Source organism: Mycobacterium asiaticum DSM 44297, assembly GCF_000613245.1.
GTDB classification, from domain to species: Bacteria; Actinomycetota; Actinomycetes; order Mycobacteriales; family Mycobacteriaceae; genus Mycobacterium; species Mycobacterium asiaticum.
Window position 1 is genome coordinate 396,482 of record NZ_HG964936.1, and the last position, 17,308, is coordinate 413,789.

Sequence of the window (17,308 nt, forward strand, 5' to 3'; positions counted from 1 at the left end):
CTTAAGTCGCCATCCAGGCCAGCTCACCGGGCAGTTGCGCTCGCCAGTAGTCCACGTCGTGTCCGCCGGGGGAGAAGCTGCCCGCCGGCCGCTTCTTGAGCTGGCTGACGAATTGGCTGGTGGCGAAGAAGAACCGGTCGCCGATCCCACAGTCGACCCGCAGCGGGATCGAGTTCAGCACCGGCAGCCCGAACACCGTGTTGCGGGTCCAGTCGTCCACGCTGTCGAAGGCGCCGGGCGCGGTGCCGATGTAGGACATGTACAGCGCCGGGCTGATCGCGCAGATCCCGGCGGTGCGGGCCGGACCGAGCCGGGCGCCCAGCAGCAGCGCGCCGTATCCGCCCATCGACCAGCCGAGGAAGCCCACCCGCGAGGTGTCCATGCCCATCGAGGTGAGCATCGGCAGCAGCTCTTCAAGCACCATGGTGCCGGCGTCCTCGCCGTTGGAGCGCCGGTGCCAGTAACTGTTCGGGCCGCCGTCGACGCCCACCACGGCGAAGGGTGGCTTGCCCTGGCTGACCAGCTCTGCGAGCGCGTCCTCGACGCCGCAGTCCAGCATCATGTTGGCGTCGCCGTCCTTGCCGTGCAACGCGATCACCGGCCGCAGCATCTTGGTCTGCCCGGGCGGCATGGCGATCACCCAGTTGGTCTTGATTCCGCCGCGGGCCGCCGAGATGAAGGAGCCGGTGAGTTTGGTCGGCAGCGTCTTGCCCGCGGTTGGGGGATCGAATGGCGCCGGCGCCAAGGGGGCGGCCATCGGCTTGAGTGGATCCAGCAGGCCACTCAACGCCCATACACCGGCCGCTCCGGCGCTGGCGCCTACACCCATGCGTAGCACCGATCGGCGGGTCAAATCGGCCACGAGGGCAATTTTGCCGCGCCGACAGGCCTTTTCGGGACGAGCCACGCCGTATCGCAAGGTACCTGTAATGGCGGCGTGATTTCTCACCGCGAACCCGGTGGACCCGCTGGTGCCCACGGCGCGGATGTGTTGTGGTTAGCCATGGCTAGCACTTCCGAGTTGCGCCAGGACCTCTCGCAACGGCAGCTCAGCATGATCGCCCTTGGCGGTGTGATCGGCGCCGGGTTGTTCGTCGGGTCGGGCGTGGTGATCGCCAAGACCGGGCCGGCCTCGTTCCTGACCTATGCGATCTGCGGCCTGCTGATCGTCCTGGTGATGCGGATGCTGGGCGAAATGGCGACCGCGAACCCGTCGACAGGCTCGTTCGCCGACTACGCAGCGACGGCATTGGGCGGTTGGGCGGGCTTCTCGGTGGGCTGGCTGTACTGGTACTTCTGGGTCATCGTCGTCGGGTTCGAGGCAGTTGCCGGTGGCAAGGTGCTGAACTATTGGTTTCCTGCGCCGCTGTGGGTGCTCTCGCTGGGCCTGATGGTGTTGATGACCGCCACCAACCTGTTCTCGGTGTCGTCCTTCGGCGAATTCGAATTCTGGTTCGCCGGAATCAAAGTCGCGGCGATCATAACTTTCCTGGGACTCGGGACGGCGTTCGTGCTGGGTTGGTGGCCGGGCCGGCACCTGGATTTCTCGAACCTGACCTCGCGGGGTGGATTCTTCCCCGCGGGTGTCGGCGCGGTATTCGCCGCGGTGGTCGTGGTGATCTTCTCCATGGTGGGCGCGGAAGTCGTCACCATCGCGGCCGCGGAGAGCCGGGACCCCGAGCGGGCCATCGCGCGGGCGACCAGGTCGGTGGTGGCGCGCATCGTGGTCTTCTTCGTCGGCTCGGTCCTGCTGCTGGTGGTGATCACGCCGTGGAACGCAATGGAACCCGGAACGTCGCCATATGTGGCCGCGCTCAAGCACATGGGACTACCTGGCGCGGACCAGATCATGAACGCGGTGGTGCTGACCGCGGTGCTTTCGTGCCTGAACTCCGGCCTGTACACCTCGTCGCGGATGTTGTTCGTGCTCGCTCGCCGTGGGGAGGCGCCGGCCCGGCTGGTCAAACTGAGCCGACGCGGGGTGCCCGCCGTCGCCATACTGTTTTCCTCGGTGGTGGGCTTTCTGTGTGTGTTGATGGCCTGGCTGTCGCCCGACACCGTGTTCCTGTTTCTGCTCAACTCGTCGGGCGCCGTGATCCTGTTCGTCTACCTGCTGATCGCGCTCTCCCAGATCGTGCTGAGACGACGCACTCCGGCCGAGCGACTGCGCGTCAGGATGTGGCTGTTCCCGGCGCTTTCCATCCTGACGGCCGCGGGAATCGTTGCGGTGCTGGTGCAGATGGCGTTCGACGACACCGCTCGCAGTCAGTTGTGGCTGAGCCTGCTGTCCTGGGCGGTGGTGGTCGCGGTGTATTTCGCCGCACCGTACATGAGACGAAATAGATTGGCAGGCAACGAAATAAATAGCCGGTCGGGGCCGCAGGGTGATCCGCGGCTCAGCTGACGACAAGCCAGAGGATTCGCGGCTGATCCCGTTTGGACCGCTGCAGTACGGGTAATCGGGCGAATCGGGTCGAGCAAGACACGGTGTAAACAGCCCTGGGAGAAATAATGTTTGTGCACAATAAAGATTTGCAGTTCGAGGTGCGCGTCAGCCAACCGGATCCGCGGTTCGCATCATTGTTGATGGAGCAGTTCGGTGGAGCCAATGGGGAGCTGACCGCCGCCCTGCAGTACTTCATTCAGGCCTTCGTGCTGCGGGAGAAGAATCCCAAGATGTACGACCTATTCATGGATATCGCCACAGAGGAATTGAGCCACCTGGAAATGGTCGGATCGATGATCACCATGTTGCTGGATGGTCTGAACGACGATTTGAAACTGGCCAACGAGCGGTGTGACTGGATGCCCGCGGTGGCTAGTAAGGACGGTCGGGAGCAGGCCATCCACCAGGTGTCGGTGAACCCGATGTTCTTGGTGCTCAGCGGCGGCGGGCCGGACGCCAAAGACTCCGCCGGCAACAACTGGACCGGTGCGTTCATCGACGCCAACGGTGACCCGACGGTAGATCTCCGCAACAACCTGGCCGCCGAATCGCGGGCGAAGATCGTCTACGAATACCTCAAGCAATTCACCGACGACCCGGGTGTGCAGGAAACGTTGACATTCCTGATGACTCGCGAGGTTGCGCACTACCAGCAGTTCACCGCCGCCCTCAACGAACTGCCGGTGAACTTCCCGCCGGGCACCCTGTCCGGCGACTCGCGGTTCCAGAACGTGGCCTTCAACATGTCCAACGGCGGCGAGTCGGTGCGCGGTCCGTGGAACCAGGGGCAGGGTCCGTGGCCCGAGGGCATCGAATGGCAGTACGTGGAGAAGCCGACGGAGGAGTGGCTGGGCAGCACCATCCGGAAGAACAAGGGCGCCGACACCAATCCCGAAGGCTCGCCTGCGGTTCCGGACGAGAAGCCGTTCACACACGAGCAGCGGATGCCGACCACGTAGGTCTTCTGAATAGGTCTTCGGACAGCTGAACAAAGGCCTGGCGGTTTCCCGGTTTCGGGGGCCGCCAGGCCTTGTCGTGCGGAGGTGTCGTGCGGAGGTCAGTGAATCTGTGGGTCTGGCGGATTGTCGGCCTCACGCCCCGTCGCCACATCACGCACCAAATCGACCACGGCGGCTCCCATCCCCATCGTCTTCTGAGTGATGGAGTCCGAGGGTGTGTTCGGGTGCGGTCGCGTCGGCGCAACCTTTTTCGCGGTTTCCAGTCGCCTGCCGATCACCTCGAGCTCGTCGTGGTCGACCGCCGCGGCGAACCGCGGCCACACAACGTCTTGTTCGAACATGATGTGCTCGCGACCGGCTATCACGAATTGCTTGAGGGCCTCGTGGTAGCCAGGCTCGCCCGGGCGACCATCTTCGAGTCGCTGCAACAGCTTCTTGCCCGCTTCCTCTTGCGCGATGGCCTGATCGGCCAGTTCATCGCCGTCGTCGAGGACTCGGCGTACCGCGGGCCAGAAGAACTGCTCTTCGATCGCTTCGTGCTGTGATTCGGCGATGATGAGGTTGTTCACCATCGTTTCCAGGCCGCTGAGTTGCGCGCCGGTGCCTTCCGGCGCACCGTCAAGCACCTCCAGCATGCCCAACACGCTTTTGTGGTCTGCGCGCAGAAATGTCAATGCATCCATGTGATGGCCTTCCTAACCTGGCCTGCCTGGCCTGGATGCGCCGGAAGTACCCGCGACGGTTCGGCCGGAAACGGGCACGATGCCGCAATGCCGCAGTCGCGCTGAAAGATTCGGCGAAGGACATCGCCTCCGTCAGCACGGGTGCTGACGGAGGCGTGTCCGCGTCAAGGGTCAGACAGTCGGCCGGCGACCGGCTGCGGGGTCAACGACGTTGTTGTCCCGGCGACGCTTCAGTCCGGCAAGTCCGGCGAGCCCGAGCAGCCCGGCGAGGCCCCACAGGCCCGAGTTGTCGCTCTCCTTGTTGGTGTTTTCCGGCTCGGCCACGGTGGTTGTCGTCGATGACGGAACCTGCGCGTGGTCGACGGTGGCATTGGCGATGCCTGCTCCACCGAAGGTGAGTGCCGAGGCGGCGCAAAGGGTGGCAATTGCGGTACGCATGATTGAGTACTCCTTTTTTCGATCGTGACGACCGGAAGCGGATTCGGACCAGAGTTCTCTGATCCGTCGACGTGGAGCAGAAAACTCCGGTGTCGCGGTCGAATTGATACCCCCGCGATTGCACATGAAACATTGTGAAAACCAGGGATTCACATAATGGATATTCGATTCGCTACCGTGCCGACGCTTGGCGAAATGTGTTGCCGCTAGGCGAAACAAATTGGGCCCTCGGCTGTTTCCCCGGTGGCGGGCCGGGGTACCAGGAACGCCATGGTGTCACTGTGGCTTGATGACCGCGGCCCCGTCCCGTGGGCTGACCGAACCTCTCAAAATGTCGGGGGCTCGGCCGATGTCGTCGTCGTGGGAGCGGGCATCACCGGTCTGATCACCGCGGTGTTGCTGGCCAGGGCGGGCAAGGATGTGCTGGTCCTAGAGGCCCGCACCGTGGCCGCGGGCGCCAGCGGTAACACCACCGCAAAGCTCAGCCTGCTGCAGAGCACCCACCTGAGCAAAATCATCACCCGCCACGGAAAGGGCACCGCGCAGGCCTACGTGCAGGGGAACCGTGAGGGCATGGACTGGGTGCTGCGCCATTGCGACGAACATGGCATCGACGTGCAACGCGAAGACGCCTACACCTACGCGCAATCGGCCCGCGGCGTGCCCTCGGCCCGCGCGGAATGGTTGGCCTGCAGTGCCGTCGGACTCCCGGTCACCTGGGACGACCGCGCCGACGTGCCGTTCCCCTACCACGGCGGCGTGCGCCTACCCGACCAGGCGCAGTTCGACCCGGTCCCATTCCTCGACAGCCTGGTCGTGGAGCTGCTCGACCGCGGCGGGCGGCTTGTCGAAGGCGCTCGGGTCCGCAAGGTTTCGAGCGAGGGTGACGGTCTGCGGCTGCACGTCAACACCGGTGAGGGCGAACAGACCGATGAGGGCACCGAGGCGGACGCGGACGTGTTCACCCGGCAGTTGGTGCTGGCGACCGGCATCCCAATTCTGGACCGCGGCGGCTATTTTGCCCGGCTGAAGCCCAGCCGGTCCTATTGCTTGGCCTACAAGGTGCCGGGTGAGATCACCCGACACATGATGATCTCCACCGACTCCCCGACCCGCTCGGTGCGCTATGCGCCCACCGCGGACGGCGAGCTGCTGATAGTGGGCGGCGCCGGGCACACGGTGGGTCGCAAGAAGAGCCCCACGATAGCGCTGGACGAGCTGGACAAATGGACGCGCAAGCACTATCCGGGTGCGGTGCAGACGCATTACTGGTCGGCGCAGGACTACACGCCGATCGACCAGCTGCCGTACGTGGGACCGATTCTGCCGAACAACGAAAAGATCTTCGTGGCAACGGGTTTCAACAAGTGGGGGATGACCAACGGTCCCGCCGCGGCGTTGGCGCTGTCCAGCCGCATCCTCGGCGGCCGGATGGATTGGGCGGACGCTTTCGCCAGTTGGAGCCCGCATGAGCTGTCGGGCATCACCACCGCGATCTCGGCCAACCTCGAGGTGGGCTTCAACCTGGCAAAGGGCTGGGTCACGCCGGCGACCCGCATCGGACGCCGGGAACCGAAGAAGGACGAAGGCGGTGTGGTCAGTGGCCCGCCGTGGAATCTGCAGGCCCGCTGCGTGGTCGACGGAGTCGAGCACAAGGTCTCGCCGGTGTGCACCCACCTGGGCGGCATCGTGAATTGGAACGACGCGGACAAGGCATGGGAATGTCCGTTGCACGCATCCCGATTCGCGCCGGACGGCACGCTGCTCGAGGGGCCCGCGACGACGGATCTGACCCGGACCAAGTGACCCGGACTAAGTGACGTTCACCCGGCGGGGACACCCTTGGGCATCGCGGTCGATGAGTCCTTCGGACTCGAATGCGCTCAGCCAGCCTCCCATGGGCCACCAGCCCCAGCGCCGGTGAAAGATTGCGGCGTTGCGCACGATGTCGTCCAGGTGGTCGACGGGAGGATCGGCGACCGGGTGGTATTGGTGAAAGGCGTCCGCTCCGCCCACCCATCGCATCGGAACAACCCGCGCCGCGGCGCATTGCGCGAAATCGGTGTCCTCGCCACCGTATCCGCGATACTGCTCGCAGAACCCACCGATCCGTCGCCATGTCTGGGCGCACACGGCAAAGGACAGTGACCAGAACAATGCATAGTCCGTCGTGGCCACGACCGTGCCCGGCTCCGGTGCGGGCCGCGCCGGGTGCGGATTGCTGTGATCCTGCAAATCTTTGACGATGTAGCCCGCCGGCCCCGCGGGCGGCAGATAGGTGACCGGTCCGCACAGTAGCGCGTCGCCGTGGTCATCCGCCGCGCGGAGGTACCGCTCGATGAGGTCACTGCCGGGGATGCAGTCGACATCAAGGAAAATCAGGAATTCGGCCCCCTTCTGCAGCGCCGCCGCAGCACCGGCGTTGCGTCCGGCTGCCAGCGGCAGCGGGTGGGCAGCTGGGTATTCGAGCACCTCTGCCGGTGCGGCCGCGTCAGCGATGACACCGGCGATCGTGTTGTCTCCCAGAGCCACGACGATATGGGTGTCCGGCTGTGCGGAGCCGGCGGCGAGCCCCTCGAGCTGGCGGCACAAGTGGGCGGCCCGGCCGTGCACGATGGTGACGACGGCCGTCTTCACCGGGTGGGTGCCCTGCACCGCAGTGCCGTCGATTCGATCGCGTTGGCCGCGCGCTGCGCTGCGCCGTCTACCTGCCAACGTTGCCACCGCTGCGGATTGCGGGCCCGGGCGTGCGTCAGCAGCGCCGGCCAGGCGCGCTCGTCCGGCCAGTCCTGCGCCACTACGGCGAGCTGATGCCGCCGTAGCATCATCGCGGTGGCTTGCTGCTCGTCGAACGGACGGGCCTGGGGGATCACGATCGCGGGGCGCTGCGCCGCGGCGATATCGGCAACGCAGCTCTGTCCCGCGTGCGTGACGACGACGTCGGCGGCGCGAATCTCCGGCCACGGGTCGTCTTTCCACGAGCCGTTGCTGCCGCCCAGCGTCATCCAGGTCCACCCGGGAATAGTTGAGCTGCAACCGGAGCCGAAGTCACCACCCGTTCCGCACAGGACGAGGACGCGCCCGTCGTCCGCTGTTTTCGGGCCGGGCCGGCGACCCTCGAATCGGCTGATACCACCGACGTAGCTCGTTTTGTCGTCGTACTGCTTGAGCCAGGCCGGCACACACAACGCCTTCGGCCACGCCGCGAGAATGTGGTCAGCGATCCGGTGCACCAGCAAATGCGGTGCGTCGGTACGTTTTCCGGGCAGTGCTACGACGACCACCGGCGTGCCGAGCAGCCGGACGAACATCGCAACCTCTACCGAGACGTCGACGACCACTACTTCTGGTTGCGCGTCGGCGACCCAATCGGCGATCGCTTTCATCCGGGCGGTGAATCCCGGGTCATGGTGTGGCGCCCAATGCAGTGCACCGTGGGCGGTGGGTTCGCGCACCTGTTCCGACTGGTCGTCGCGTGGCAACTCAACGATCGCTGAAAACGGGTGCGCACCATTGATTTTCAGGGAGGTGAGCGCAGTAACCGGCCGCTGAAGCTGCGCGCAGATACTGGTGGCCCGGGCCAGATGGCCGAAGCCGTGGTGGTGGATGTAATAGCCGATCATTCAGTTCCGCAGCGCCACGTCGTTGATCATGTTCCGGTACAGGTCGGCGTACGCGGTGACCATGGCGGTAGCCGAGCAGTGCCGGACGGCGCGCTCGCGCACTCGGCTCCGCGGCAGCCGGACCGTCTTGTCGATCGCCGCCGCCATGGCGGGGGTGTCGCCTGGGGGCACCAACCTGCCCGAGTCGTCGTCGATGAGCTCCGGGATACCACCGCGCGCGAAGGCCACCACCGGGGTGCCACAGGACATCGCTTCCGCGACGACCAGACCGTACGGTTCGTCCCATGCCGGTGTCACCAGTGCTGTGCAGGACTCGCCTACCAGCCGGGCCAGCTGTTGATGGTCGAGGTGACCGGCGTAACTGACGCTGTTGTGCAGTTGCGGCACAATGCGGTCGGCGAAATAACCTTCGTCGGAGATGGGTCCGGCTAGAACCAGCGGACGGTCCGCCTGCCGGGCCGCGGCAATCGCCAGATGCGGGGCTTTCTCCGCGGTGATTCGGCCGAACCAGACCAGAGCCGGCCCACCCGGACCGAGCGGCCACATTCGGGTGTCGACACCGTTGGGGACCACGGCCATATCGCCGATCACTTTCTGCCAGGCGTCCGCCGTGTGCCGGGACACCGCGCTGAATCGGGTGCCCTGCCCCGCGGCTGCGTCGATCGCGGATTCCAGCCACGGGGTCGGCGGTGTGTGCACGGTTGTCAGCATCGGAGTGGACAGGGCCGGAGCCATCGCCACCGGCAGGTAATGCAGGCTGTGATTGTGGACCACGTCGAACTGCCGGGCGCCAGATCCCGCCAGCCAGAGCATCAACGACAGGTAGGCGTGGTGGTCCGACATGAAGCCCGCGGAGGGCATCGAAATGTCTTGCCGCGCCGAGTCGGACAGTGCGAGGAATCGCACCGCCAGGCTTTCGCAACCCGGGGCGAGGTCGGAGCCGGGAGCGGCGAACAGCGATACCTGATGCCCGCGGGCCGCCAGGGCTCGGGACAGGTGACTGACGTGGGCCTCCAGTCCGCCGGCGAAGGGTTCCCGAATGGGGAACCGATTCGAGGCAATCACGGCCACCCGCAACGAATTCGTCATACCAGCACGCTCCGGTAGATCTCGCGGTGAGTAGCGGCCAGTCGCCGGCGCTCGGCGAGTCGGTCCCGCCACTGGGCCCGGTGACCGGATTGTCCTGCGGCCCAACGCTCGTGGGCCGCGTGAATCGCCCGATCCAAGGACAGCTCGTCGAAGTAATCCTCACCCAGGTCGAACACGTGACAGGGTCGCTGTTCACCGTAGAACCCGCAGCTGGGCACCACCACCGCGGTGCCCAGGTCGAAGCAGGCCTCCAGCCAGCCGGAGTGGGTACCGAACCGGTAGGGCAACACCGATACCGTCAGCGACGCGAGATAGTCCCATAGTTCGTCGTCGGAGAAATACGGATGCACTCGCACGTCGACGTGGGCGTGGCGGTCGTAGTCCAGCAAGGCTTTGCCGGCGTCGGGGGAGAACCAATAGTTGGCAGGGTCAAAGATTTCGTCGTGCAGGTTGATCTGCAGGGTCGCACCCGGTAGCGACGACGTGATATCGGTCAGCGCCGCCACCACGGATAGCGGATCCATGTTGGCGCGCAGGCTTTTGGCGTGCACCCCCACTACGAAGCGGCGGTCACGCCCCCGAGGACGCTCGATGCGGTCCCTGTCCAGCACATGGGGGTGCGGCAACACCCGGGCCCGCCGCTGCCACCGACGCCAGATCTCCTGTGCCGCACCGGGAGTCAGCGTGACCAGATCGTCCGCAGCAGCGATCAGCACGTTCTGCTGCTCGATATGCGCCTCGGGCTCGCCGTGATGCGGGTTGCGCAGGTCGTGCACGGTGTACACGAACGGCTTGTCGTGCATCTTGAGTTCCTGCACGACCTCGGTCAACACCTCGGGGACCATGGCGTCGAAACCGAAATGGACGTGGAACACGTCGAAGTCCTGGTGATGATCGCTCACCCACCCTGGCTCCAGCATCAACGGTGGCCACCAGCCGCCCGGGACCGTGCGGCCGTCGGCGGGAACCGGGTCGTCCAGTCGCACAACGTTGTCGGCAGCGGGGTCGGCAAGGTGACGCACGTAGACGTGGGAACCTGGCACCGAAGCGACCCGCAGCAACGACGTTTACCCCCCAAGGCATGAGTGAGGCACCGGGTTGATCCCGTAATGGATACCCAGCGACGAAAGCGTTCCTGACTGCTGAAGAACGAGCGAGTGCTGACATACCCGGGGGTTGCAGCGTCAAACGTGGTTTACCGGAAGATTCAGGGGCTATCCAGCTAGGCCATCAGCGACTCGACACCTCCGGAAAGGAAGGGCATGGGATTTCCCGAGCAGCAGCAAGATGTTCCCGGCGTGCAAAGCCGGATGGACCCGGTTCCCGATTGCGGGGAAGACAGTTATCAGGGCTCAGGAAGACTGACCGGCAAGAGTGCGATCATCACCGGTGGCGACAGCGGAATCGGCCGTGCGGTAGCCATCGCATTCGCCCGGGAAGGCGCCGACGTGCTGATCTCCTACCTGGACGAGGACGAGGACGCCCAAGATGTTGCGCGTTATGTCGAGGAGGCCGGACGCAAGTGCGTCCTGATGCCCGGCGACCTGTCCGACCCCCAGCACTGTCGCGCGGTGGTGGACCGCGCCGTCGCGGAATTCGGCCGCATCGACGTGCTGGTGAACAACGCCGCCTATCAGATGATGCACGAGGAGCTCGACGAGATCTCCGACGAGGAGTGGGACCACACGTTCAAGTTGAACGTCGGGGCGTACTTCTACCTCACCAAGGCGGCCCTGCCGCACATGAGTCGGGGCGCGTCGATCATCGGAAGTTCGTCGGTCAACTCCGACGCGCCGAATCCGATGCTGGCGCCCTACGCCGCGACGAAGGCGGCCATCGCGAACTTCTCGGCCAGTCTCGCTCAGCTGTTGGGCCCCAAGGGGATTCGGGTGAACAGCGTGGCACCCGGCCCGGTGTGGACGCCGCTGATCCCGGCGACCATGCCGGCCGAGAAGGTGAAGTCGTTCGGGGACAACGTGCCGCTGGGCCGTGCGGGACAGCCCGCGGAATTGGCCCCGGTGTATGTGCTGCTCGCCTCGGACGATGCGAGTTACGTATCCGGCGCGCGGGTCGCGGTGACCGGCGGCAGGCCCATTCTCTAGTTCAGCTCCACTGCCGCTCGATCGTCTTGACCAAGGCGGTCACGGTGGCGTTCACCGGTGCCTCGACGCCGACCCGTGCGCCCTGGCGGGGGATCGCGCCGTTGATGACGTCGATCTCGCTGACCCGGTGCGCCTCGTGGTCCAGCAGCGCCGAAGGTTTGGCGTTCGGCATCGCCGCCCCGAAGTCCCGGACATGCGCGACCGGATCAGTGACGGCGATCCCAATTCCCAGCGCCCGCGCGACGTTCCAGGCCTCGGTGGCTGCCGCTCGGCTGACCGGGCCCATCTCCGGGTCGTCCATCACCTCCCCGACCCTGAGGTGGGTCAACGCGCACGGGCCGCTGTAGGCGACGTTGCAGATCAGCTTCTCCCACTGCATCGCGGCGATGTCGGTGACCGCGGCCGCGTCGAACCCGGCCTGGGTCCAGGTGGCGGCGATCGATCGAACCGTGTTGTGCGGCAACGAGGAATAGGGCCCGAAGCGCATCGCGCGCATGGCGTTGTGTTGCACATGGCCAGGTCCGAGCCGCGCGGCACCGAACCCGCTGGCGATTCCCACCGCCACCCGCTGCTCGCCGACGATGCCGGCGACCGTGTCCGCCGAGCCGAGCCCGTTCTGGATCGTCAGTACCGGCGTGTCCGGTCCGAGCATCGGAAGTGCTTGCTGTGCAGCGGTTGTCACGTCGGCGGCCTTCACGGCGAGCACGATCAGGTCCATCGTCTCGGCGGGCGCGGTGGTCACCGCGCGCAGTGGCACCGTCTGGTCGTAACCGGGACCGCTGACCCGAAGGCCGTTGCGGGCGATGTGGTCGACACTGCCCTGCGAGCGGTCGACGACCAGCACATGGTCGCCCGCCATCGCCAGCCTGGCGGCATAAATGGAACCCATTGCGCCGCAACCAATTATGGCGATTCTCATCAGTCTGATCTCCGGCTCATGTGGTCATCTCGGCAATCAGCTGGGCCAGGCCGGACTTCTGTTCCAGCCCGAATCCCGGCGCGTCCGTCGGCGCGATCCGACCGTCGGCCAGGGTGCAGCCCGCCGAGTAACCGCCGAACGGCTGGAATACTCCCGGATACGACTCGCACCCGCCCAATCCCAGGCCCGCCGCGATGTGCAGGTTGATCAGGTGCCCGCCGTGCGGAAAGGCGTGCCGCCGGTCGAAGCCGTGCGCCTCCAGCACCTCGAGCATGCGCGCGTACTCGCCCAGGCCGTAGCTCAGCCCGGCGTCCATCTGGAATACGTCCCGTCCCGGCCGCATGCCGGCGTAGCGAACGAGATTGGTCACGTCCGGCACCGAGAACAGGTTCTCACCGGTGGCCACCGCGTCCGTGTAACAGGCCGTCACCGCGTTGTTCAACTCGAAATCCAAGGGATCGCCCGGTTCTTCGTACCAGCGCAACCGGTACGGCGCCAACGCCATCGCCCACCGCAGGGCGGCCGCGCGGTCGAACCTGCCGTTCGCGTCGACCGCCACCCGGTCGCCGGCGCCGACGATGTCGATGACCGCCTCAATGCGCGCGGTGTCGTCACCCACGTCCGCGCCGCCGATCTTGATCTTGACCGCGTCGTAGCCCTGTTCCAGGTAACCGCGGATCTCGTCGCGCAGGCCGTCCACACCGCGGTCGGGGTAGTAGTAGCCGCCGGCCGCGTACACCGGCACAGCGGCGGCGGGCTCCCGCCCGAAGCGGCGCGCGATCGTCGCGAAGGCGGGCTCGTCATCAAGCTTGGCGAGCACATCCCAGCAGGCCAACTCCAGCGCCGCGACCGCGGCGGCGCGGTCACCGTGTCCGCCGGGCTTCTCGTCGGTGAGCGCGCGTGCCGCGACGGCTGCCGGGTCGAGGCGCCCAGTCTCGTCCAGCAGCGTCTCGGGCGGGGCCGCCAGAATCCGGGGGATCAGCCGATCGCGCAGGATGCCGCTCTGGGCGAACCGGCCGATCGAGTCGAAGGCCACCCCCACCACCGGCTTGCCCGCCCGGACGACGTCGGTCACCACCGCGACCAGCGACACCGTGTGGCTGGCGAAGCTGACGACGGCGTTGGCGGGAGCGCCCTCGAGGCCGACCGGCCGCTCGAGGATCGCGGTGATCCGCACCGGGCTCAGGAAGTCCGGTCGAGCAACAGCACTTCCTCGAAAGGCAGCGCGCCGAACACCGACTTCCAGGCCCCGTCCACTTGCTGGGCCGCTTCGTCCTTGCTGACCACCCGCGGGTTGCTGACCCCGAACGTCTTGGCGTTGCGCCGCACCTGTGCGCCACCGGCCGCCCGGATGTTCTTCAGCCAGTCCCGGTCGGGGCCATAGGCCAGCGGAATTGCCAGGCCAGGAGCGCCGTCGGCACTGGTATAGAAGGCATTCACCGGAGTCCGATAGGCCTTGCCCGACCGCCGCCCGACGTGCTCGACGATCGCGAACGGCGGTAGCCAACCGGCCCACATCCGCTGGATGGGGTTGGTCACGTAGCGGTTGATCCGGGCGAGGCGTTGGGGAAATCGCATGATCGCCATCCAACTCGCCGGCCCCGGGCGAGGACAACCCGAGTGATCTCTTACACCCTGTAGTTGAATGAGCCGCGGCGACTGGGACACTAGTCGTCATGGGGACTGACCAGGTGAAGGCGCAGACGCGCGCGTCCGCGCAGCTGTTCGCCGACGCCTGCGCGGTGATTCCCGGCGGCGTGAACTCCCCGGTTCGGGCGTTCAACGCGGTGGGCGGCACCCCGCGGTTCATCACCGAGGCTCAGGGCTGCCGGCTCACCGACGCCGACGGCAATACCTACGTCGACCTGGTCTGCTCCTGGGGCCCGATGATCCTGGGCCACGCGCATCCCGCGGTGGTCGACGCCGTCGCCAGCGCGGCCACCCACGGCCTGTCCTTCGGCGCCCCGACACCCGCCGAGACCGAGCTGGCCGCCGAGATCATCGGAAGGGTCGCGCCCGTCGAGCGGCTCCGGCTGGTGAACTCCGGGACCGAGGCCACCATGAGCGCGATCCGGTTGGCGCGCGGATTCACCGGCCGGCCCAAGATCGTGAAGTTCTCCGGCTGCTACCACGGTCATGCCGACGCACTGTTGGCCGACGCCGGCTCGGGCGTGGCGACCCTGGGCCTGCCGTCCTCGCCCGGTGTCACCGGTGCGGCCGCGGCGGACACGATTGTGTTGCCCTACAACGACGTCGACGCGGTGCGGGAAGCGTTCGCGGCGCACGGCGAGCTGATCGGCGCGGTGATCACCGAGGCCAGCCCGGGCAACATGGGGGTGGTCCCGCCGGCACCCGGCTACAACGCGGCGCTGCGGGCGATCACCGCCGAACACGGCGCGCTGCTGATCTCCGATGAGGTGATGACGGGCTTCCGGGTCAGCCGAAGTGGTTGGTACGGAATCGATCCTGTCGATGCCGACCTGTTCACCTTCGGCAAGGTGATGAGTGGCGGGCTCCCGGCCGCGGCGTTCGGCGGGCGGGTCGCGGTGATGGAGAAGCTGGCGCCGCTGGGCCCGGTGTATCAGGCCGGCACCCTGTCGGGTAACCCGGTGGCGATGGCGGCCGGGTTGGCGACGCTGCGGGCCGCAGATGATGCGGTGTACGCCGCGCTGGACGCCAACGCCGACCGGCTGTCCGCGCTGCTGACTGATGCGCTAACCAATGCCGGTGTGGCGCACCAGATTCCGCGGGCGGGCAACATGCTGAGCGTGTTCTTCAGCGAAACGCCAGTGACCGATTTCGCGTCCGCGCGGGCCAGCCAGACCTGGCGTTTTCCGCCGTTCTTTCATGCCCTGCTCGACGCGGGTGTCTACCCGCCGTGCAGCGCCTTCGAGGCCTGGTTCGTCTCGGCGGCGCTGGATGACGACGCCTTCGACCGGATCGCGAACGCATTACCCGCCGCGGCCCAAGCCGCGGCACAGGAGGAAAAACCCTGATGGCCGAGACAACCCGGGTGCACGTGGTGCGCCACGGCGAGGTGCACAACCCCTCCGGGGTCCTGTACGGGCGGCTGCCCGGATTCCGGCTGTCCGAGACAGGTGCGGCGCAGGCCGCCGCGGTCGCCGACTTCCTGGCCGACCGAGACATCGTCGCGGTGATCGCATCCCCACTGCAGCGGGCGCAGGAGACCGCCGCGCCCATCGCCGCCCGGCACAACCTGCCAGTGGACACCGACCCCGACCTGATCGAATCGGCCAATTTCTTCGAAGGCCGCCGGGTCGGCCCGGGAGACGGGGCGTGGCGCGATCCGCGGGTGTGGTGGCAGCTGCGCAACCCGTTCACGCCGTCCTGGGGAGAGCCGTACATCGAGATCGCGACCCGGATGGCCACCGCGGCGGACAAGGCGCGGGTGCGCGCCGCCGGCCACGAGGCGGTGTGCGTCAGCCATCAGCTGCCGGTGTGGACGCTGCGCATGCACCTGACCGGCAACAAGCTGTGGCATGACCCGCGCAAGCGGGAATGCGGATTGGCGTCGGTGACGTCGCTGGTCTACGACGGTGACCGGCTGGTCGGCGTGGAGTACTCCGAACCGGCGGCGTCTAGATAATGCGGCTGATTATCGCCGTCGCGGTGCTGATCGGGGTGCTCACCGGCTGCTCCGGGCGCGACGCCGTCGCCCAAGGCGGCACCTTCGAGTTCGTCTCCCCGGGCGGAAAAACCGACATCTTCTACGACCCGCCCGAGAGCCGCGGCCGGCCCGGCACGCTGTCCGGGCCCAGCCTCACCGACCCCGCCCGCACCCTGTCCCTGGACGACTTCACCGGTCAGGTCGTGGTCGTCAATGTCTGGGGCCAGTGGTGCGGCCCGTGCCGCGCCGAGATCACCCAGCTACAGCGGGTCTACGACGCGACTCGGGAGTCCGGTGTCTCCTTCCTGGGGATCGACGTCCGCGACAACAGCCGCGAAGCCGCGCAGGACTTCGTCACCGACCGGCACGTGACCTTTCCGTCGATTTACGACCCGCCGATGCGCAGCCTGATCGCGTTCGGCGGCAAGTATCCGACCACCGTCATCCCGTCGACGCTGGTGCTGGACCGGCAGCACCGGGTGGCCGCGGTGTTCCTGCGGGAGTTGCTGGCCGAGGATCTACAGCCGGTGGTGCAGCGGATCGCCGCGGAGGCTCCGGCGCGGACGCCGGCACCGCAATGACCGGCTTCGCCAACGTCGCTGCCGCTGGGCCGCTGATTGTGGCGCTCGGCGCGTGTCTGCTCGCCGGGCTGGTGTCGTTCGCATCGCCGTGCGTGGTGCCGCTGGTGCCCGGCTACCTGTCCTACCTGGCGGCCGTGGTCGGTGTGGACGAGGCCGATGGCCGGGGCACCGTGAAGGCCCCGCCGGCGGCGCGCTGGCGAGTCGCGGGCTCCGCGCTGCTGTTCGTCGCCGGGTTCACGACGGTGTTCGTGCTGGGCACCGTAGTCGTGCTCGGCATGACCACCACGCTGATCACCAACCAACTGCTGCTACAGCGCATTGGCGGCGTGCTGACCATCGTGATGGGGTTGGTGTTCATCGGCCTGATCCCGGCGCTGCAACGCCAGGCCCGGTTCACGCCGCGCCAGCTGACCACGGTGGCCGGGGCGCCGCTGCTGGGTGCGGTGTTTGCGCTGGGCTGGACCCCGTGCCTGGGGCCCACCCTGACCGGGGTGATCACCGTCGCCTCGGCCACCGACGGCGCGAACGTGGCGCGGGGGATCGCCCTGGTGATCGCCTACTGCCTGGGATTGGGGATCCCGTTCGTGTTGTTGGCGTTCGGGTCGGCGCACGCGGTGGCCGGCCTGGGCTGGTTGCGCCGGCACACGCGGGCGATCCAGATCTTCGGCGGCGCGCTGCTGATCGCCGTCGGCGCGGCCCTGGTCACGGGGGTGTGGAACGACTTCGTGTCGTGGCTGCGCGACGCTTTTGTTTCCGACGTCAGGCTGCCCATCTGATGGCTTCCGAGGAGCCCCGGAAGGTGGCGCGAGCAGGCGCAGAATCGCACGAAACGCACCGTTT

The 17,308-nt window shown here is 66.9% G+C and carries 17 protein-coding genes and 1 pseudogene; 8 read left to right on the forward strand and 10 right to left on the reverse strand.

The window, feature by feature from the left end:
- Position 1: 1 nt before the first annotated feature.
- Positions 2-871, reverse strand: coding sequence for an alpha/beta hydrolase (locus BN972_RS01885; protein ID WP_036356255.1), 870 nt, complete (start codon positions 869-871; stop codon positions 2-4).
- A gap of 132 nt (positions 872-1,003) precedes the next feature.
- Here BN972_RS01885 and BN972_RS01890 point away from each other — a divergent pair, with 132 nt between their 5' ends.
- Both BN972_RS01890 and BN972_RS01895 read left to right on the forward strand, forming a co-directional pair.
- Entirely contained in the window at positions 1,004-2,404 is a 1,401-nt protein-coding gene (locus tag BN972_RS01890; protein ID WP_051544956.1) for an amino acid permease, read from the forward strand.
- A 107-nt stretch (positions 2,405-2,511) separates the two neighbouring features.
- On the forward strand, positions 2,512-3,405 hold the full coding sequence (locus BN972_RS01895; RefSeq protein WP_036352247.1) for a manganese catalase family protein: 894 nt from the start codon (positions 2,512-2,514) through the stop codon (positions 3,403-3,405).
- Between the two features lie 98 nt (positions 3,406-3,503).
- Here BN972_RS01895 and BN972_RS01900 read toward each other — a convergent pair whose 3' ends face one another.
- Entirely contained in the window at positions 3,504-4,088 is a 585-nt protein-coding gene (locus BN972_RS01900; protein ID WP_036352250.1) for a hemerythrin domain-containing protein, read from the reverse strand.
- Positions 4,089-4,259: 171 nt separating this feature from the next.
- The gene (locus BN972_RS01905; RefSeq protein ID WP_036352253.1) at positions 4,260-4,526 is read right to left on the reverse strand and encodes a WGxxGxxG family protein; all 267 of its coding nucleotides are present in this window, start codon (positions 4,524-4,526) and stop codon (positions 4,260-4,262) included.
- Positions 4,527-4,796: 270 nt separating this feature from the next.
- On the opposite strand from BN972_RS01905, the gene BN972_RS01910 reads away from it, so the two are divergent.
- Positions 4,797-6,332, forward strand: a complete 1,536-nt coding sequence (locus BN972_RS01910) for an FAD-dependent oxidoreductase (protein WP_036352256.1) — start codon at positions 4,797-4,799, stop codon at positions 6,330-6,332.
- Positions 6,333-6,338: 6 nt separating this feature from the next.
- Here BN972_RS01910 and BN972_RS01915 read toward each other — a convergent pair whose 3' ends face one another.
- From BN972_RS01915 to BN972_RS01930, 4 genes and pseudogenes are all read right to left on the reverse strand, one after another.
- On the reverse strand, positions 6,339-7,163 hold the full coding sequence (locus BN972_RS01915; RefSeq protein WP_036356261.1) for a glycosyltransferase family 2 protein: 825 nt from the start codon (positions 7,161-7,163) through the stop codon (positions 6,339-6,341).
- Positions 7,160-8,149 carry a glycosyltransferase gene (locus tag BN972_RS01920; protein ID WP_080696658.1) on the reverse strand — a complete coding sequence of 330 codons (990 nt, stop codon included), beginning with the start codon at positions 8,147-8,149 and terminating at the stop codon, positions 7,160-7,162. Before BN972_RS01920 ends, BN972_RS01915 begins: the two co-directional genes overlap by 4 nt.
- Positions 8,067-9,238, reverse strand: a pseudogene (locus tag BN972_RS01925) (glycosyltransferase); the annotation flags it as partial. The pseudogene BN972_RS01925 and the gene BN972_RS01920, both read right to left, overlap by 83 nt.
- Entirely contained in the window at positions 9,235-10,281 is a 1,047-nt protein-coding gene (locus BN972_RS01930) for a glycosyltransferase family protein (protein ID WP_080696659.1), read from the reverse strand. The gene BN972_RS01930 and the pseudogene BN972_RS01925, both read right to left, overlap by 4 nt.
- Positions 10,282-10,500: 219 nt before the next feature.
- On the opposite strand from BN972_RS01930, the gene BN972_RS01935 reads away from it, so the two are divergent.
- Positions 10,501-11,340 carry an SDR family oxidoreductase gene (locus BN972_RS01935; protein ID WP_036352264.1) on the forward strand — a complete coding sequence of 280 codons (840 nt, stop codon included), beginning with the start codon at positions 10,501-10,503 and terminating at the stop codon, positions 11,338-11,340.
- A 1-nt stretch (position 11,341) separates the two neighbouring features.
- On the opposite strand, the gene BN972_RS01940 is transcribed toward BN972_RS01935, so the two are convergent.
- The 3 genes from BN972_RS01940 to BN972_RS28685 are packed head-to-tail and all read right to left on the reverse strand — an operon-like array spanning position 11,342 to position 13,837.
- Entirely contained in the window at positions 11,342-12,259 is a 918-nt protein-coding gene (locus BN972_RS01940) for a ketopantoate reductase family protein (protein ID WP_036352267.1), read from the reverse strand.
- A gap of 16 nt (positions 12,260-12,275) precedes the next feature.
- Complete coding sequence (locus tag BN972_RS01945; protein WP_036352269.1) at positions 12,276-13,436, reverse strand: enolase C-terminal domain-like protein; 1,161 nt, start codon at positions 13,434-13,436, stop codon at positions 12,276-12,278.
- A gap of 5 nt (positions 13,437-13,441) precedes the next feature.
- On the reverse strand, positions 13,442-13,837 hold the full coding sequence (locus BN972_RS28685) for a nitroreductase family deazaflavin-dependent oxidoreductase (protein WP_036356267.1): 396 nt from the start codon (positions 13,835-13,837) through the stop codon (positions 13,442-13,444).
- A gap of 98 nt (positions 13,838-13,935) precedes the next feature.
- Between BN972_RS28685 and hemL the strand changes: the two genes are divergently transcribed.
- From hemL to BN972_RS01970, 4 genes are read left to right on the forward strand one after another with little or no spacing between them, the layout of a single operon-like run.
- Positions 13,936-15,255, forward strand: a complete 1,320-nt coding sequence (hemL, locus tag BN972_RS01955; RefSeq protein ID WP_036352272.1) for a glutamate-1-semialdehyde 2,1-aminomutase — start codon at positions 13,936-13,938, stop codon at positions 15,253-15,255.
- A complete protein-coding gene (locus tag BN972_RS01960) occupies positions 15,255-15,866 on the forward strand; it encodes a histidine phosphatase family protein (protein WP_036352275.1) in 612 nt (203 codons plus the stop codon). Before hemL ends, BN972_RS01960 begins: the two co-directional genes overlap by 1 nt.
- Positions 15,866-16,468 (forward strand): TlpA disulfide reductase family protein, encoded by a 603-nt coding sequence (locus BN972_RS01965; RefSeq protein ID WP_158086300.1) that lies wholly within the window; start codon positions 15,866-15,868, stop codon positions 16,466-16,468. The genes BN972_RS01960 and BN972_RS01965 overlap by 1 nt, the downstream gene beginning before the upstream one ends.
- Entirely contained in the window at positions 16,465-17,244 is a 780-nt protein-coding gene (locus BN972_RS01970; protein WP_036352279.1) for a cytochrome c biogenesis CcdA family protein, read from the forward strand. Before BN972_RS01965 ends, BN972_RS01970 begins: the two co-directional genes overlap by 4 nt.
- Positions 17,245-17,308: the final 64 nt, after the last annotated feature.

Coding starts and splice junctions, on each gene's coding strand:
- BN972_RS01905 (WP_036352253.1), bottom strand. CDS start 4,526: ATGCGTACCGCAATTGCCACCCTTTGCGCCGCCTCGGCACTCACCTTC.
- BN972_RS28685 (WP_036356267.1), bottom strand. CDS start 13,837: ATGCGATTTCCCCAACGCCTCGCCCGGATCAACCGCTACGTGACCAAC.
- BN972_RS01970 (WP_036352279.1), top strand. CDS start 16,465: ATGACCGGCTTCGCCAACGTCGCTGCCGCTGGGCCGCTGATTGTGGCG.
- BN972_RS01960 (WP_036352275.1), top strand. CDS start 15,255: ATGGCCGAGACAACCCGGGTGCACGTGGTGCGCCACGGCGAGGTGCAC.
- BN972_RS01910 (WP_036352256.1), top strand. CDS start 4,797: ATGGTGTCACTGTGGCTTGATGACCGCGGCCCCGTCCCGTGGGCTGAC.
- hemL (WP_036352272.1), top strand. CDS start 13,936: ATGGGGACTGACCAGGTGAAGGCGCAGACGCGCGCGTCCGCGCAGCTG.
- BN972_RS01900 (WP_036352250.1), bottom strand. CDS start 4,088: ATGGATGCATTGACATTTCTGCGCGCAGACCACAAAAGCGTGTTGGGC.
- BN972_RS01920 (WP_080696658.1), bottom strand. CDS start 8,149: ATGATCGGCTATTACATCCACCACCACGGCTTCGGCCATCTGGCCCGG.
- BN972_RS01935 (WP_036352264.1), top strand. CDS start 10,501: ATGGGATTTCCCGAGCAGCAGCAAGATGTTCCCGGCGTGCAAAGCCGG.
- BN972_RS01940 (WP_036352267.1), bottom strand. CDS start 12,259: ATGAGAATCGCCATAATTGGTTGCGGCGCAATGGGTTCCATTTATGCC.
- BN972_RS01965 (WP_158086300.1), top strand. CDS start 15,866: ATGCGGCTGATTATCGCCGTCGCGGTGCTGATCGGGGTGCTCACCGGC.
- BN972_RS01890 (WP_051544956.1), top strand. CDS start 1,004: ATGGCTAGCACTTCCGAGTTGCGCCAGGACCTCTCGCAACGGCAGCTC.
- BN972_RS01895 (WP_036352247.1), top strand. CDS start 2,512: ATGTTTGTGCACAATAAAGATTTGCAGTTCGAGGTGCGCGTCAGCCAA.